Annotated in this window: 17 protein-coding genes and 1 pseudogene; 8 read left to right on the top strand and 10 right to left on the bottom strand. The window is 50.1% G+C overall.

Annotation, left to right across the window (positions count from 1 at the left end):
* Positions 1-22 precede the first annotated feature (22 nt).
* Both INT21_RS17125 and INT21_RS17130 read left to right on the top strand, forming a co-directional pair.
* Positions 23-1,948, top strand: a pseudogene (locus INT21_RS17125) (putative bifunctional diguanylate cyclase/phosphodiesterase); the annotation flags it as partial.
* 26 nt (positions 1,949-1,974) lie between these two features.
* On the top strand, positions 1,975-2,778 hold the full coding sequence (locus INT21_RS17130) for a PEP-CTERM/exosortase system-associated acyltransferase (protein ID WP_193068279.1): 804 nt from the start codon (positions 1,975-1,977) through the stop codon (positions 2,776-2,778).
* A gap of 32 nt (positions 2,779-2,810) precedes the next feature.
* Here INT21_RS17130 and INT21_RS17135 read toward each other — a convergent pair whose 3' ends face one another.
* Both INT21_RS17135 and nfsA read right to left on the bottom strand, forming a co-directional pair.
* Entirely contained in the window at positions 2,811-3,440 is a 630-nt protein-coding gene (locus INT21_RS17135; RefSeq protein ID WP_193059835.1) for a hypothetical protein, read from the bottom strand.
* A 142-nt stretch (positions 3,441-3,582) separates the two neighbouring features.
* Positions 3,583-4,314 carry an oxygen-insensitive NADPH nitroreductase gene (nfsA, locus tag INT21_RS17140; protein WP_193059834.1) on the bottom strand — a complete coding sequence of 244 codons (732 nt, stop codon included), beginning with the start codon at positions 4,312-4,314 and terminating at the stop codon, positions 3,583-3,585.
* 167 nt (positions 4,315-4,481) lie between these two features.
* Between nfsA and INT21_RS17145 the strand changes: the two genes are divergently transcribed.
* Positions 4,482-5,249, top strand: a complete 768-nt coding sequence (locus INT21_RS17145) for a class I SAM-dependent methyltransferase (protein ID WP_193085515.1) — start codon at positions 4,482-4,484, stop codon at positions 5,247-5,249.
* Between the two features lie 181 nt (positions 5,250-5,430).
* Here the strand turns inward: INT21_RS17145 and INT21_RS17150 are convergent, their stop codons facing one another.
* Positions 5,431-5,856 carry a VOC family protein gene (locus tag INT21_RS17150; RefSeq protein WP_089039479.1) on the bottom strand — a complete coding sequence of 142 codons (426 nt, stop codon included), beginning with the start codon at positions 5,854-5,856 and terminating at the stop codon, positions 5,431-5,433.
* 182 nt (positions 5,857-6,038) lie between these two features.
* On the opposite strand from INT21_RS17150, the gene INT21_RS17155 reads away from it, so the two are divergent.
* Positions 6,039-6,911 (top strand): LysR substrate-binding domain-containing protein, encoded by an 873-nt coding sequence (locus tag INT21_RS17155; RefSeq protein WP_193085516.1) that lies wholly within the window; start codon positions 6,039-6,041, stop codon positions 6,909-6,911.
* Positions 6,912-6,951: 40 nt separating this feature from the next.
* The gene (locus INT21_RS17160; protein ID WP_038477229.1) at positions 6,952-7,164 is read left to right on the top strand and encodes a DUF3820 family protein; all 213 of its coding nucleotides are present in this window, start codon (positions 6,952-6,954) and stop codon (positions 7,162-7,164) included.
* Positions 7,165-7,210: 46 nt separating this feature from the next.
* On the opposite strand, the gene INT21_RS17165 is transcribed toward INT21_RS17160, so the two are convergent.
* Entirely contained in the window at positions 7,211-7,561 is a 351-nt protein-coding gene (locus INT21_RS17165; RefSeq protein WP_089039481.1) for a hypothetical protein, read from the bottom strand.
* 195 nt (positions 7,562-7,756) lie between these two features.
* Between INT21_RS17165 and INT21_RS17170 the strand changes: the two genes are divergently transcribed.
* Positions 7,757-8,524 carry a DUF1499 domain-containing protein gene (locus INT21_RS17170; protein WP_193085517.1) on the top strand — a complete coding sequence of 256 codons (768 nt, stop codon included), beginning with the start codon at positions 7,757-7,759 and terminating at the stop codon, positions 8,522-8,524.
* Between the two features lie 71 nt (positions 8,525-8,595).
* Here INT21_RS17170 and INT21_RS17175 read toward each other — a convergent pair whose 3' ends face one another.
* The 3 genes from INT21_RS17175 to INT21_RS17185 form a co-directional block, all read right to left on the bottom strand.
* Positions 8,596-8,958: a ribbon-helix-helix domain-containing protein gene (locus INT21_RS17175; protein ID WP_193085518.1), complete on the bottom strand. Its 363-nt coding sequence runs from the start codon at positions 8,956-8,958 to the stop codon at positions 8,596-8,598.
* Positions 8,959-9,080: 122 nt separating this feature from the next.
* Positions 9,081-9,650, bottom strand: a complete 570-nt coding sequence (locus tag INT21_RS17180) for a DJ-1/PfpI family protein (protein ID WP_193085519.1) — start codon at positions 9,648-9,650, stop codon at positions 9,081-9,083.
* Positions 9,651-9,793: 143 nt separating this feature from the next.
* Positions 9,794-10,405 (bottom strand): flavin reductase family protein, encoded by a 612-nt coding sequence (locus INT21_RS17185; RefSeq protein WP_089039484.1) that lies wholly within the window; start codon positions 10,403-10,405, stop codon positions 9,794-9,796.
* A gap of 200 nt (positions 10,406-10,605) precedes the next feature.
* Here INT21_RS17185 and arfB point away from each other — a divergent pair, with 200 nt between their 5' ends.
* On the top strand, positions 10,606-11,022 hold the full coding sequence (arfB, locus tag INT21_RS17190; RefSeq protein ID WP_038477244.1) for an alternative ribosome rescue aminoacyl-tRNA hydrolase ArfB: 417 nt from the start codon (positions 10,606-10,608) through the stop codon (positions 11,020-11,022).
* A gap of 67 nt (positions 11,023-11,089) precedes the next feature.
* A complete protein-coding gene (locus INT21_RS17195) occupies positions 11,090-11,311 on the top strand; it encodes a DUF1289 domain-containing protein (RefSeq protein WP_089039485.1) in 222 nt (73 codons plus the stop codon).
* Here the strand turns inward: INT21_RS17195 and INT21_RS17200 are convergent.
* From INT21_RS17200 to INT21_RS17210, 3 genes are all read right to left on the bottom strand, one after another.
* Complete coding sequence (locus INT21_RS17200) at positions 11,308-12,357, bottom strand: proline racemase family protein (protein ID WP_193085520.1); 1,050 nt, start codon at positions 12,355-12,357, stop codon at positions 11,308-11,310. The two genes, INT21_RS17195 and INT21_RS17200, sit on opposite strands and share 4 nt — an antisense overlap.
* Positions 12,358-12,368: 11 nt before the next feature.
* Positions 12,369-13,535 (bottom strand): zinc-binding dehydrogenase, encoded by a 1,167-nt coding sequence (locus INT21_RS17205; RefSeq protein ID WP_193085521.1) that lies wholly within the window; start codon positions 13,533-13,535, stop codon positions 12,369-12,371.
* Positions 13,536-13,667: 132 nt separating this feature from the next.
* Positions 13,668-14,246, bottom strand: coding sequence for an NnrU family protein (locus INT21_RS17210; RefSeq protein ID WP_193085522.1), 579 nt, complete (start codon positions 14,244-14,246; stop codon positions 13,668-13,670).
* Between the last annotated feature and the right edge of the window lie 82 nt (positions 14,247-14,328).

A 14,328-nucleotide genomic window follows, 5' to 3' on the forward strand; every position in this document is an offset into this window, starting at 1 on the left:
GGGTCTGAGCGCACGATAAATTTTGAATAGCCACTTATTACTGTTGATTATCCTATTGGGTCCAATGGATCGGCTACGGCGAGTCGCGGGCCTATTGCCTGCGCTGGCAAACGGTGAGTTTCGTCGTGTAAGAGATAAACTACCATTGCCTCGGCGGCATTTTTCTAATGAAATTGATCGGCTGGAAGATTCAACCCGTGAGCTTTCCCACCAGCTAGAAGCACTGGAACAGAGTGTCCAAGAACATAGCGGACAGCTAGCCGAACGCGTCGATGAGCTAGCCAAAGAGCGTGATTTTGTTAATAGCCTACTCGACACTGCACAGGTCTTTATTGTTGTTCAAAATAGCACTGGGCGTATCCAACTGATTAATGGCTACACGCTAGAAAGATTAGGGCTAAAAGACGCCGATATCATTGGGCGCCATTTCTCTGACATCTTTGATCAAAGTGCTCACTTGGGATTGCCTAGCAACAATGTGGATGAAGCCGACAGCGAAAGTAATGCTAATGGCAGCACCGTAACTCACCTCAGTGTTTCCAGCCAGGAAGAAAAGACATTTCAAACTCAGGATAGACGCTCTTTTACTGTCGTTTGGTACCACGCTTCTTTGGCCAACAGTAACAATCACGATGCCTCTAAGATATCCGTTGGGCTAGACATCACCGAACGTAAAGCTGCTGAGGCACGTTTAACATGGCTGGCGGAACACGATCCATTAACGGAACTCTATAATCGTCGCTATTTCCAAGATGCCTTGCAGCGCACTATCGCTAATCAAGCCAAAGGCGCTGTTTTACTACTAGACTTAGACCAGTTTAAAGAGATCAATGAACTCAGTGGCCACCATGTAGGCGACCGTCTATTACGCGAAGTTGCTGATACGCTTTTTTTAAATCTCAGTCAGCGAAGCATTATTGCCCGCCTCGGTGGTGATGAATTTGCCCTGCTGCTGGAGGATATTAGCAGTGAACAAGCAATTAACGTGGCTGAGTACATTGCTCAGTTACTGGACGGCCTAAGCTTTTCAGCCACAGAAAGAAAGCATCATGTTTCCGCCAGCATCGGTATCGCGCTATTCCCTGTTAATGGGCAGACACCGGCTGACCTGTTAGCTAGCGCCGATATGGCCATGTACAAAGCAAAAGAGAGTGGCAACCAGCATTGGTACCTTCTCAAGCAAGCGGAAAATGCTAAAGATGAGCTTCAAGAACGCGTCTATTGGGTAGAGCGACTGCACAAGGCACTAGAAAACGACGAATTTGAACTGTGGGCGCAGCCCATTGTGCGGCTGAAGGACCGCGATATTAAGCATTACGAAGTATTGCTACGTATGCGCAATGGCGATGGTAGCTTAGTCGCTCCGGGACAATTTATACCGGTTGCTGAACAAAGCGGTTTAATTGTTCAAGTTGACCGTTGGGTGCTGCGCCATAGCCTAGCAGCACTGGCAACGCTACAAAAAGAGGGCTTGTCATTGGCTGTAAATTTATCAGGCCAGTCTTTACATGATTTAGGTTTAAAACAGTTTCTGGCAGATCAATTAAAAACCAGTGGTGCTGACCCCCATCATCTCATTTTAGAAGTAACAGAGACGGCGGCTATTACGGATTTCTCAACAGCGCGCAACGTATTGCAAGCCTTAAGGGATTTAGGCTGCCGAACAGCACTCGATGACTTTGGAATTGGATTTAGCAGTTTTCACTATCTTAGTCAGCTCCCGGTGGACTATATTAAAATTGATGGTTCTTTTATTCGCAGCTTACTTATCGATACGGATAGCCACACGCTTGTCAAAGCGATTGCCGATATAGCAAGAGGTTTCGGTAAACAGACTATTGCTGAATTTGTAGATCAAGAAGCACTGATACCTGTTCTTCTTTCGTATGGCATTCAGTATGGACAGGGCTATCATCTAGGGAAACCTGAAAAAATTCGACTTTGGTAAGTGCCGCACTCAGAAGGAAGCAACAGATGCTAGCAGGGAAAACCACCCAAGAGAGTGAGTTTGACGATAAAAGTAATCATAAGGGGATGATTGACAAATTTATCGACGAATATCATTTTTTTATTGCTAACACCGACGACCAAAAACGGCGCGCCTTTCGCCTACGGCATGATGTTTTTTTAAAAGAGTTCAACTATGAGATGCATGAGGATGAGGCGCGTTTGTACGAGTCCGACGAGTACGATAATTACTCGGTTCATTGCCTGATAGAACACAAACGTAGTGGCATTCTTGCAGGGTGCGTAAGATTAGTCATGCCCTTTTCCGGTAACACTAACCCTCCTGATCATTTACCTGTTCAAAACCAAGGGGAGCAGTTACTAAACCACCCTACATTAACGCCGTTTAAGCTACCGCCCCTTGAAACGTGTGAAGTATCACGATTAGCCATTTCTAAAAATTTCAGAACACGAAAATCTAGCACCCCAGAAGAAGTAGCAGGTAATGAAGTCGTTTTATTTTCACAAGATGAGGCAAAGACATTCTCACTCGTCGCCCTGGGTCTTTTCTTATGCACCTACTCTATCGTTGGCTTAACTAATCGCCGACATGTTTTTGCAATGATGGAACCTCGCCTTCCCCGTTTATTGGCGATATCAGGTTTTAAGTTTACCAAAGTTAGCGAGCCGATTGTGTATCATGGTACTCGCCATGCTTACTACATCGACTATCATGTGGCGAAACAAGAGATGAGCGAGCGTCTGATCCCGTTATACGAATATATCGTAAAAACATTAAAGCCTCAGATCGCTCACACATTTATCTCTTAACGCATTTTTTAAAATCCGGCTCGTTCAACGATTTAAGAAAGCGCCGTTTGCCGAAAATCATGAACTGAAATGCTGGCGAATTTTTCTAGAAAAAACACCAGTGTTTCAGGATACTGAAAGTAGCGTTCAAATGTCTCTTGCCCGTTTTTGCCGCGCCGCGTCACTTTGGCATGATATTGACTGCCTACCTTAGTAACGTTAACGCTATTTTCTTGTTCACCTTCGTAATGAACAGCAGATAAAGGCGAAGCGCTATCAAGCATTTTTGCAAGCTGCTTTGCAGCATCTGCCTCTACAGGCGTTGCCCATAGTGGCTGATCACGTTTTCCATAGTGAAACAGCACGATGACCAGCATTACGGAGAAGATACTGCTTGTTAGCATCCAGGTAAGTGCAATGCTGGAAACGGGAAGGATGAAGATCACCAGCATCTGACCTACTGCCATGACTGCCAGCACCATGGCTAAGGGCTGCCACATACGGGGATTCATAAACCCACGTTTGAGTACGTAGCCCCACAGCCCTATCACGGCGAGCACTCCCAACACGAGGTGAGCCACAGCAAACGGTGTTCCCCCGCCTGAGAAAATGGCCATTAGCCCGATAAGTGGAAACAGGCTGTAAAAAGCTGCTAGCAGGTAATAAGCGCGCTGAAGATTCATCAATAGCTCCTTTTATTGTTATCGGCACTGCTTTTGGCATGCAACCAGTATAGATGAACGCGATTATCGTGCAGCGCAAGAAACCTGCTCTTTTAAACGCCTTGCCCCACGGTGATGAGCTGCTTCATGCTCCGCTCGTTGGTTACTTCATTTCAAAGCCACGCTTCGCTAAAAAGTCACGCATGTGAGGACGCAGTTTTGAATCGAAGAGCGGCGTTAGATTATGCGACCAGTCAGTCGTTTTGTTACCCGTGCTGCGTGTTTGGTAGTATGCCTGCATAGTGCTGTCAAATGCCTCGACTTGCTCAGTATCTTCACGGTAAGTATCTTCCTTGAGAATAGCCTCTACCGGTAGACGCGGCTTAACCTCAGGGTCATGGGCCGGATAACCAAGGCACATACCAAACACCGGATAAACATGGTCAGGCAAGTGCAAAAGCTCGCTGATCGCCTGAGGATTATTGCGGATACCTCCGATATAACAAATGCCAAGCCCTTCAGACTCGGCGGCCACTGCAACGTTTTGTGCCACTAGAGCAGTATCAACGGTGGCGACCAATAGCTGCTCTGTCATACCTCGTTCAACGTTGGCACCTGTCCGTTCAGACGCCTCTGTCGGGCGCTTCATATCCGCACAAAATACTAAAAAAACCGCGCTACTGGCGACATAGCCTTGGCCACCGGCGTATTCCGCGATTTTCTCGCGATTCGCTGAGTCGGTGACATTAATAATGGTGTAGGCCTGCACATGGCTTGATGTCGCTGCGGCCTGGCCCGCTTTGATGAGCTCTAACAGCAGCCCACGCGAAATCTTCTGATCGGTAAATTTGCGGATAGAGCGGTGGGATTGAAGCAGTTTGATAACATCATTCATTTCGTCTCGCCTCTTAATACTTGATATAACGGATATGACAACTAGAGTGCCCTGGTTCCATGCGTTTACTCCTGAATTCAGGCTTAACGCATGCTATTGATAGCAAGCTATACTAAATCAAGCCATTGGGTCCCCCTAAGATAAATAACGCCGCTAGGAAGCCGATAATGTCTAACACCCCTCTGACACCGCAAGGGCAGGAATGGAACGCCAGCCACTACGCGGAACACGCGAATTTTGTTCCCACGTTGGGAAGCGATGTAATGAAACTTTTAGCGCCACAGCCCGGACAGCGCATCCTGGACCTTGGCTGTGGTGATGGCGCGCTCACCGAGCGTATTATGCAATTAGGTGCCGATGTGCTGGGTGTCGATGCCTCCGCAGAGATGGTCGCCGCCGCCCAACAGCGCGGGGTCACCGCTAGGGCTGTCGATGGGCACCAGTTACCCTTTGACCAAGAATTTGATGCGGTCTTCAGCAACGCAGCGTTGCACTGGATGCTGGACCCGCAAACGGTATTGGCCGGCGTAAAACGCGCACTAAAACCCGGCGGGCGTTTTGTTGCAGAGTTTGGGGGGCATGGCAACGTGGCCGCCATTTGTACGGCGCTTATTGCCTCGCTGCAGTTTCGCGGCATTAGCTCACGTGGCCGTCATCCTTGGTACTTTCCCACCCCGGAAGAGTACACAAACCTACTTCAAACGGCGGGCTTTCATGTCGATTCTATCGAGCTAATCCCTCGCCCCACACCACTACCCACGGGTATTGCTGGCTGGCTCGAAACCTTTGCAAGCCCGTTTTTGCACGGATTAGATGAGGACCTGCAGGTAGCCATTATTGATAATACGATTAACCTGCTCTCTCACAGTCTAAGTGATGGGCAAGGCAACTGGACCGCCGACTACGTCAGACTGCGAGTCTCTGCCCACGTGTAATAGCCTCGACACGCAAGAACACTCACGTAGTATTTTAAGCGACTGCGCCTACTTAAGGCGCAGTCGCTTTTATTGCAAAATAGCCACAATGTGAACCAAGCGGCACAGCTAGCCGATTATCGCAGCGTGCCTAACCATACCCGCTAACACTCCCTAGTTTAGATATTTTCCCAGAACAGGTTTACTTGGCAAAAATCTGGCCCTGATCTTTAAACGCTTTAAACTCCAAGGCATTACCACAGGGATCGAGTAAGAACATAGTGGCCTGCTCCCCTACTTCGCCTTTAAAGCGAACGTATGGCGCAATCACGAAATCGGTATTGCGCGCTTTTAAGCGCTCGGCTAAGGCTTCCCACTCATCCCATTCTAGAATCACGCCAAAGTGCGGCACCGGTACATTATGGCCATCGACCGGGTTAGTGTGAGCACTCTGCTGGCCGGGTGTTTTCGGATGTTCGTGAATCACCAACTGATGGCCGAAGAAATTAAAGTCGACCCAGTGATCGCTAGAGCGTCCTTCTTCCAGGCCAAATACGTCGTTATAAAATGCTCTGGCTAGGGCGACATCGTAAACAGGGATGGCGAGATGAAAAGGGGAAAGACTCATGGTTATCTCCTGTTGCAGCGCATTTATTCGTTGCGTTATTTGCAATGGTCAGCCGCATTACACGGCCACTGTGTAGCCATCCTAGATCGCGCTATGCAAAAATAAAATCAATTGTTTTTTGACTCATTCACAAATATTTTTTATGAGCGTCCTTATGGCAGTTCTTATGACAGAAACAACAAATGATACGAGAACTTAAAACGCTAGTAGCCGTGGCACAGCACGGTACATTTGCGGCGGCAGGCCTCCAGGTTGGCCTCACCCAAGCTGCGGTAAGTGCTCAAATGAAGCGCCTGGAAGAGGCCCTGGGCGTTACGCTATTTGAACGCAGCGGCCGAACAGCGGTGCTTACCCAGCGCGGCGAAGAGACCTTGCTTCAGGCCCAAACTCTACTCGGGTTATACGCCACACTAGGCGCTTCACCGTCAGGCCAAGGGCTTGGTAGCCGTATCACTATTGGTGCCATTGCCTCTATTCAGCGTACCGTATTGCCAGATACTGTGGCGCGCTTTCATCGGCTGTTTTCCGAGTGTCGCACCCGTATCGTGCCGGGTCTTTCCATGGACTTAATGAACCAGGTAGATGCGGGCGAGCTGGATATGGCTGTTATTATTCGGCCGCCTTTTTCGCTGCATAGCGATCTGCGTTGGACGCCCCTTGCCCACGAGCCGTTTCGATTGCTTGTCCCGCAGGAGTTACCTGGTGATTGCTGGCGGGAGCTGCTAACCCACTCCCCTTTTGTTCGCTACGACCGCGCCTCTTTCGGTGGACGCCAAGTAGACCGTTTTTTAAGGGACAACCACTGCCAAGTTCGCGACCTGTGTGAGCTGGACGAGCTTGAAGCCATTGTGAAGCTGGTGGGTAACGCCGTGGGCGTTGCTTTAGTACCGCAACCGATAGCGCTAAAACGCTGGCCCCAAACAGTTCGCGCCATTTCGTTAGAAGCGCATACGTTTCATCGAGATATTGGGTTAGTGCATCGCGCTGTTGGCCACCTAAGCGAACCTGCCCGTGCCTTTGCCCAGCTTCTAGCTGAATCATCACAGCAGCTCTAAACTGCCACCTGCAACAGCCATTGATAAGGAGATGTAGACCATGAACCCCGAAGACCTTGAGAAACTGGTAACGCGTACCATGCCCTTTGGCAAATACGAAGGCTGGCTTATTGCCGATTTGCCTGGCCCCTATTTAAACTGGTTTGCTCGGGAAGGGTTTCCAAAAGGAGAAATTGGTCAACTCCTGCATTTAATGCATGAAATTGACCACAATGGTTTGAGTGACTTGCTCAACCCGCTGCGCAAAAACTGAATTTTCTCAAAACTGTTTTCTCCTCAAAACTGTCTTCTCCTCAAAACTAGGAACGACACCATTCGTTAATGGCTTGCTCACGTTCGGCATAGTAAAACGCTTCTTGCTGGGATGGCGCTGAAGGAAAACGCCCTAATTCCACGGCAAGCTCAAAAAAACCTGCCGCTGGAAGCCCTTTGCCACTTCGGCTAATCACAAGCGTTGCAATAAAAGGCTTTTCTGCGGCGGCGTCTTCTTTCATTAGCTGTTCAAGTGCCTGCGCGATACGTTGAATAGTCTTAGGTGGCGAAAGGCCTAGCGCATTCGCCGCTTGCTGATAGGTTATCGGTAAAGCACTGCTCGGGGTCGTCGCCAGTAACTCTCGCAAGGAGGGGGCTAATGCAGTCGCTAATGTCATGCTTGTCTTAATCTCTCAAATTATAAAAAGCTCAAGTTGTAAAAACTGACGTCCATTTGCGTCACAGCGAATACTTGCGTTACTGCTAACAGCAGCATAGTAGGGTGTCTTAGCCAACTCGTCTAACGAAGACAGATGACCTAGCGCAATCTATGCTAAGTAAATCAACATCGTATTCATAATGAGGGAAGACCTATGGCAAAGGAGCGCTCAGCACGTTCGCGTAGAGGAGGAGTTTGGCCAACGCTACTGGCCTGGCTCAGTGTCATTGCACTGATAGCATCAGCCTTGTTAATGGCTGGTGCAGGGCCAGCCTATCGCTGGGAGTTGATTGGCCTGGGCGACGCTTTCAACCTGATGCGCAATGGTGTCTATGCAGCAACCGCAGCTGTGGCTATCAGTGTCTTGCTGTTGCTCATCAGCGCCTTTACCCGCCGCATGGGTGCTGGCGTAGTGGCTATCTTCGTTATTGTTGCAACCGCTGCCTTGTTATATATACCTTGGCAGCAATGGCAGCGTGCACAGCAGGCACCCGCCATTCATGACATAACCACCGACACCCAAAACCCACCCGACTTTGGCGCGCTAAGAGACGCCCGCGAGGCAGCACCTAATGCCGTTGATTACCCAGGAGAAGCTACCGCGCGTCAGCAACAAAATGCTTATCCACATGTGCGACCTTTACAAGTAACTGCGCCTAAAGCGACCGTTCTTGCGGCAGTTCAGGCAGAAGTAGAAACGTCCGGCTGGCAGATCGCCGCGATAACAGAGAGTACTATCGAAGCAACCGCAACGACCCGTTGGTTTGGCTTTGAAGATGACGTCATCATTCGTCTTACTGAGCAACAAAACGCCGTTCAGGTGGACATGCGCTCAGCATCACGACTGGGAGCCAGCGATGTCGGCACCAACGCACTGCGCATCGAGACCTTCCTGGATAATCTGGCTAAGCGGCTAGAATAACGGCCTTATCTGATGCGGCTTGCAGCTATTGACGGATTTAACGGTAGAGAGCCAGTATCAATGCACTTCTTTCAGTGCATTTGGTTAGTACGCGCGGCAGCTTCTCTGCTCAGAATTTGCTGCGCATCCAGCGAGCCAATCGCTACCTCTACATCTTTTGGAATATCACCGCTAAGCTGTAGCGCTTGGTAGCGCAGCGCGCAGACACGCAAAAATGAGGTGAAATTGCCAAGATCGTGGCCGGCGTCAATTGACTCGTGATAAAGCCGCGTAATCAGTTGGGCCGTGTTCATCCCATCCCGTTGGGCCATCTCTTCTAGAAGGTGCCAGAAGTAGTTTTCCATGCGAACGCTGGTCACCATGCCATCAATGCGCAGCGAGTGTGTGGCGCTACGCCATAGCTCCGGGTCGGCATCAATAAACAGTTTGCACATCGTTATGCTCTCTCTGCTATCGAGTAAATTGCCTGCTCTTCAACATAGCGGCTAACAGAAAACGCGCCCAACTGCGTTGAACTCAATATAGCTGGGCGCGAAGGGGTAGCCTATCAGCAGTGCTACTTATCCAATAGCGCCATAAACTGGGCAAGCCAAGCAGGATGAGCGGGCCATGCGGGTGCAGTGACCAAGTTGCCATCCGTTACTGCTTCCGTGACCTCCAGGTTTGCGAAGTGGCCACCGGCAAGTTCCACTTCTGGCTGGCAAGCCGGATAAGCAGAACACTGCTTGCCTTCAAGCACCTTAGCGGCAGCCAGTAGCTGAGCGCCATGACAGATAGCAGCGACCGGCTTCTGGGTGTCAAAAAAGTGCTTCACCATCGCCAGTACTTCCTGGTTTAAGCGCAGGTATTCAGGTGCGCGGCCACCAGGAACCACCAAGGCGTCGTAGTCAGCGGGGTTAACTTTGGCAAAATCGGCGTTCAGAGCGAAACGATGGCCGGGCTTTTCAGTGTACGTTTGATCACCTTCAAAATCATGAATAGCCGTTGCCACGGTATCACCGGCTACTTTGTCGGGACACACCGCGTCGACTTGATGGCCAACCGCCATTAGCGCCTGGAAAGGCACCATCGTTTCGTAATCTTCGGTGAAATCACCTGTAATCATTAAAATTCGTTTGTTGCTCATCTCACTTCTCCTTGTCGTTATTGGTCGAGGCACAGAGCACACGAAGGGTGTGTTAGATGAGAGTAGCAAGCGTTGCTACGCAGCGGGTAGTAAGCCACTACTACATCCACTCACGACAAGGCTTATGACATCGGTTAGCTAGATTATGCAGGCCGCTCAAGAGCAAACCGGTCACTGATGCGTACATAATCACTGCCTGCCAAGCGCCCTACTGGCTTTAGCACGTCCATATTGATATGCCGACCATCCCATATCGCGTCATCAATATGAATAGCGACAATCTCAGCAAGCACTAACGATCCCGCTAATGGCTGATCGCCAAAACGAATTAAGTCGCGCAGCTTGCAACCAAAGGCGACCGGGGCACCTGCAATACGTGGCACGCTGATTCCCGGCATTTCAGCCTTCTCTAGCCCCGCTAATAAGAACTCGTCTTGCTCGGGAGGAACACTCGCGCTGGTCGTGTTGAGCGCTTCTATCAACGTTTCATTGCCTATATGCACGACGCATTCGGCTAGTTCGGTTAAATTGCGCAGCGTGTCTTTGGGCAGCCCGCTGCCGTCGAGCAGCGGTGAAAAAGCCAGGATGGGGGGATTAACGCTGGCTACGTTAAAAAAGGAGAACGGTGCGAGGTTTGTATTGCCGTTCTTATCTTGAGTTGACACCCATGCAATTGGCCTTGGACAGACACTGCCTGACAGCAAACGGTAGATAACACCAGCACTCAAAGGTTGTTCATCGAGTAAGTAATCCATGGGTATTCCTATGGCAGTGGTTATAAAGAGTAGCAAGCTACTTTAAAGTTGTGCCCCTAGCCGGGCAACCCAACAAGCCCCGTAAGCTATCCATCGCCCGAGCATAGTATTCATGAGACATGCCCTTGATCCGTCTCAAATCGGCTCCTCGGCGCTAAGTATGCTAGCCTTACGAGCCACACGCGACATAAAGGAACTGAATGCTCACTATCTCAAATAACGTGACGATAGCGGACTGGGAAATCGATATTAGTCAGATCAGAGCGCAAGGCTCGGGTGGCCAAAACGTCAATAAAGTCGCCTCTGCGGTGCATTTACGTTTCGATATTCAAAGCTCTACACTACCGCCGATTTATAAAGAGCGCTTAATGGCACTGTCTGATCAGCGAATCAGTAAAGAGGGCGTGGTGATTATCAAAGCGCAAAGCTATCGCACCCTGGAATTGAACAAAGAGGACGCTCTTGCACGCTTAAAAGCACTGATTCAAAGTGCTGGCAAGCAGCAGAAAACGCGGCGGCCAACTAAGCCCACCAAAGGCTCACAGCGACGCCGTGTGGACCACAAAACGCGTAAAGGCAAAACGAAGTCACTGCGTGGTAAAGTGCCACTCTCATAAGAAGTAAACAGAGTAAGTAATTCTCGCCTAGCGCCGTTTTCTCACCACTGCATTGAGCTTAGCCATCATGTCCAGCGACTCATCCACTACACTCTGCGCTGCTCGTCCGCTGTCGCCCTGCATTCAGGTATGCAACATTGATCCAGCCTCTTCATTGTGCCAAGGCTGCGGTCGGACGCTAGATGAAATTGCCTGTTGGGGAAGTATGACCGAGGCCGAGAAGACCCCGGTATGGGAGCGACTTGAGCAAACAGGCTATGTCGACGCATTACGCAGAGAAGAGCGCTAGCCCTCTTCTGTATGCCGGTCACTCAGAATGTGATGCAGTTCGCCACACGCTACCATCGGGTCGTCGCAGTTAATCACGATGTTTGATTCTGCCAACACATAGCTACGGCCAGTCGTGGTGTTCTCCACCACTTGATAAGCGCCTTCTTGATGCGTGCCGGTGAAGGTACCAATAAACCCCGTTTCACGTAGTGATACGGTTTCTAACTTATCACCGATTCTCAGCCGACCTTCATAATTCATCAGCGCCAACCGCGCTGAGGTGCCCGTGCCAGTGGTGCTACGACAAATAACCCCAGGATGTACATACGTTGTTGAACGCGAGCGAATATAGCCTTCAGCTACTTTCTCTTCCGGCCCCATAAAATGTAAAAACGGCAATGGCCCTACATCTCCCAGGGTGTAATGGGAAAAGCCGCGCTGCGCTTGGATCGCCTCAACAATTTTATAAGCACAAGCGGCAAGCGCCTGCTCCTCACTGCGTACTAGCTTGAAGCCTAACTCTTCGGCATCTACCAAGGCATAAAAGCCACCGCTGTAAGCGACTGAGTAGGTAATTGCTCCCAGTTCCGGAACTTGAATCGTGTCGCGATAGGTGTCGATATAGCTTGGCAGGCCTTCACAGGTAACAGACTCCACTACCCCATTGCTCACCTTCGCTTCAATTTGCACCAAGCCTGCGGGTGCTTCCAGTTTAAAGCGTTGAATCCCTTCCTGCTTGGGCACCAATCCACTTTCCAGCACCGCAGTGGCAGTACACAACGTGTTAGAGCCCGAGTAAATTGGGTAACCCATGACCTCCATAATGATATAGCCCGCGACGGCGTCCGGATGCGAGGAAGGCACCAACAGATCTACCGACATCTCCGGAATACCATACGGCTCTTCTAGCAGCAGCCGCCGCAAACCATCGGCATCATCACGCAGAAACTCCATTTGTTGGCGTACTGTGGCACCAGGAAGCACGCCGATTCCCCCCGTCACAATACGGCTAACATCACCACCGGCATGAGTATCCAGCAGCTGAATCGTATGCAGATTTTTCATTAGCACTGCTCCTAGGCGGTGGTGAGGGCAAACGGCGCACCATGGGTTTCCCACTGCGCATCAGGAACAATAACTATTTTTCCCAGGTAGTTACTGCCACGGTTTACAAAGTAGCGCTCAGCGTTATGTAGATCCGATAGTTTAAAGGCCGCGTGCAGCACTGGTTTTAGCGCCCCACTGCGAATCCACTCGATCAGTTGTTCAGCCTCTTCGCGAGTGCCATGGGAAACACCAAAAATCTGCACTTGGTACAAGTAGACGCGAGTCCACATAATCTCGCTGATATTGCCACCACTCGCACCTGCAATGGAAAGCCGCGGATAACTGCTACGGCCTTGCATATCAACAATCATGGTATCGATAAACAGATCGGTCATCTGCCCACCGACCAAGTCCATCACTGCATCAATCGGCTTACCATCAGTGGTCGCCAATACACGCTCAACAAACGTCGATAAATCACCCCGATCGATGACGACTTCTGCACCCAACGCCAGCAGTGCATCGGCTTTATCCGGCTGGCTGACAGCGTAAGGAATAGCGCCCACGATCCGACAAAGCTGAATTAACGCCGTTCCGACACCGCCACTGGCGCCTGTCACCAGCACACGTTCACCCGCGCCAATGTTGGCAGACGTCATCATGTGATAAGCCGTCTGATACGAGCACATCCCCATTGCAGCAAGCTCTGCATCGTGCAGTTCAGGGTTGGGAACATGATGAAACTGATCGGCTGGGACGACGACAAAGTCAGCATAGCCACCATCAGCCCCGTGGCCATAATAATCTGGCGTCAGATTGATATCGCGACGCTCATCAGCGTAAATATTAAAATCGAGCAGGCCTCGTTCTCCAATACGTGAAGCATCCACTCCCTCGCCTACTGCCGCCACGCGTCCAGCAATATCAGCTCCTTGAATACGAGGAAATGTCAGTGTGGGCGATCCTCCCATCGCAAACGATGTGACTTCCTCTTTCCCTTTCGTAGGGTAAAGCCCTTCACGCGCTTTCCGGTCAGTATTATTTTTGGCCGTTGCTGTTACCTGAACCAGCACTTGCCCCGCCCCTGGTTTAGGGGTCATAACATCCTGCCGGTACTGCAATTTATCTACATCACCATGGCCTGTTAACAACATGGCAGACATCGTTTTCGGTACTTGAGGTACAGCTTCGGCCATAAATTTCTCCGTTGTGAAACGTTGGATGAACCTAGCTGACAATAGCAAACTTTCGCCGCCACTCAAGAGTAATAATAAAAACGGCGTCAACGGATATAAACCATTGACGCCGTTAATGTTTATTAATAATTACTAGCTAAAAACAGGTACACCAATAACTAACACATGTAGGTAAAGAGCAAACAAAATATACGCTATCAAGCCAATCACGACGGTGGCTATTGTCGCGGGAGCCGAGGTTGATACTGGCTTAGCGGGATGCAGGCGATCACGCTTTTTGGCTGCCTTAAAGGCCAGAATAGCCCACACCAAAAATGCTGCAAAAAAGACAATATCGCCCAGTCGTCCATTAGCCAATAAGTGTGAAAATGCCCAAATTTTCACGGCCAACATCATCGGATGACCAAGCTTCGCTTTGATAGCATTACGCGGCACATAGGCTGCCACCAGCATAATAAAGGCAGGCACCATCAGCAGTGCTACCGCATGGCGTAAGCCCGTGGGGGGAAACCAGACGTAGATAGGGTCTAGGCGCATTTGGCCAAAACCGTAAATAGCAATTGCCAGTCCAATCACCGACACTACCGAGTACGCAATCTTCCAGGTGTTTTCGCCGCGTTTAACAATCTGTCGCTGACGCCAGTCTTCAGCAAAGATACGCACAGAATGGCTGCCAAGAAAAATCAGCAGGCCAATAATCATGATGGTCATAAAAGTAGCTCTCAGGTTATTTGCAGGTCATTGGTCGACTGCGAGGATGCCACACTAGCGCTCCAACCACATGACCAACGAT

Source organism: Halomonas sp. 3F2F (genome assembly GCF_014897805.1).
GTDB lineage: Bacteria > Pseudomonadota > Gammaproteobacteria > Pseudomonadales > Halomonadaceae > Vreelandella.

Coding starts and splice junctions, on each gene's coding strand:
- INT21_RS17185 (WP_089039484.1), bottom strand. CDS start 10,405: ATGGATTACTTACTCGATGAACAACCTTTGAGTGCTGGTGTTATCTAC.
- INT21_RS17145 (WP_193085515.1), top strand. CDS start 4,482: ATGTCTAACACCCCTCTGACACCGCAAGGGCAGGAATGGAACGCCAGC.
- INT21_RS17195 (WP_089039485.1), top strand. CDS start 11,090: ATGTCCAGCGACTCATCCACTACACTCTGCGCTGCTCGTCCGCTGTCG.
- INT21_RS17135 (WP_193059835.1), bottom strand. CDS start 3,440: ATGAATCTTCAGCGCGCTTATTACCTGCTAGCAGCTTTTTACAGCCTG.
- INT21_RS17205 (WP_193085521.1), bottom strand. CDS start 13,535: ATGGCCGAAGCTGTACCTCAAGTACCGAAAACGATGTCTGCCATGTTG.
- INT21_RS17200 (WP_193085520.1), bottom strand. CDS start 12,357: ATGAAAAATCTGCATACGATTCAGCTGCTGGATACTCATGCCGGTGGT.
- INT21_RS17210 (WP_193085522.1), bottom strand. CDS start 14,246: ATGACCATCATGATTATTGGCCTGCTGATTTTTCTTGGCAGCCATTCT.
- INT21_RS17165 (WP_089039481.1), bottom strand. CDS start 7,561: ATGACATTAGCGACTGCATTAGCCCCCTCCTTGCGAGAGTTACTGGCG.
- INT21_RS17155 (WP_193085516.1), top strand. CDS start 6,039: ATGATACGAGAACTTAAAACGCTAGTAGCCGTGGCACAGCACGGTACA.
- nfsA (WP_193059834.1), bottom strand. CDS start 4,314: ATGAATGATGTTATCAAACTGCTTCAATCCCACCGCTCTATCCGCAAA.
- INT21_RS17130 (WP_193068279.1), top strand. CDS start 1,975: ATGCTAGCAGGGAAAACCACCCAAGAGAGTGAGTTTGACGATAAAAGT.
- INT21_RS17180 (WP_193085519.1), bottom strand. CDS start 9,650: ATGAGCAACAAACGAATTTTAATGATTACAGGTGATTTCACCGAAGAT.
- INT21_RS17160 (WP_038477229.1), top strand. CDS start 6,952: ATGAACCCCGAAGACCTTGAGAAACTGGTAACGCGTACCATGCCCTTT.
- INT21_RS17175 (WP_193085518.1), bottom strand. CDS start 8,958: ATGTGCAAACTGTTTATTGATGCCGACCCGGAGCTATGGCGTAGCGCC.
- arfB (WP_038477244.1), top strand. CDS start 10,606: ATGCTCACTATCTCAAATAACGTGACGATAGCGGACTGGGAAATCGAT.
- INT21_RS17170 (WP_193085517.1), top strand. CDS start 7,757: ATGGCAAAGGAGCGCTCAGCACGTTCGCGTAGAGGAGGAGTTTGGCCA.
- INT21_RS17150 (WP_089039479.1), bottom strand. CDS start 5,856: ATGAGTCTTTCCCCTTTTCATCTCGCCATCCCTGTTTACGATGTCGCC.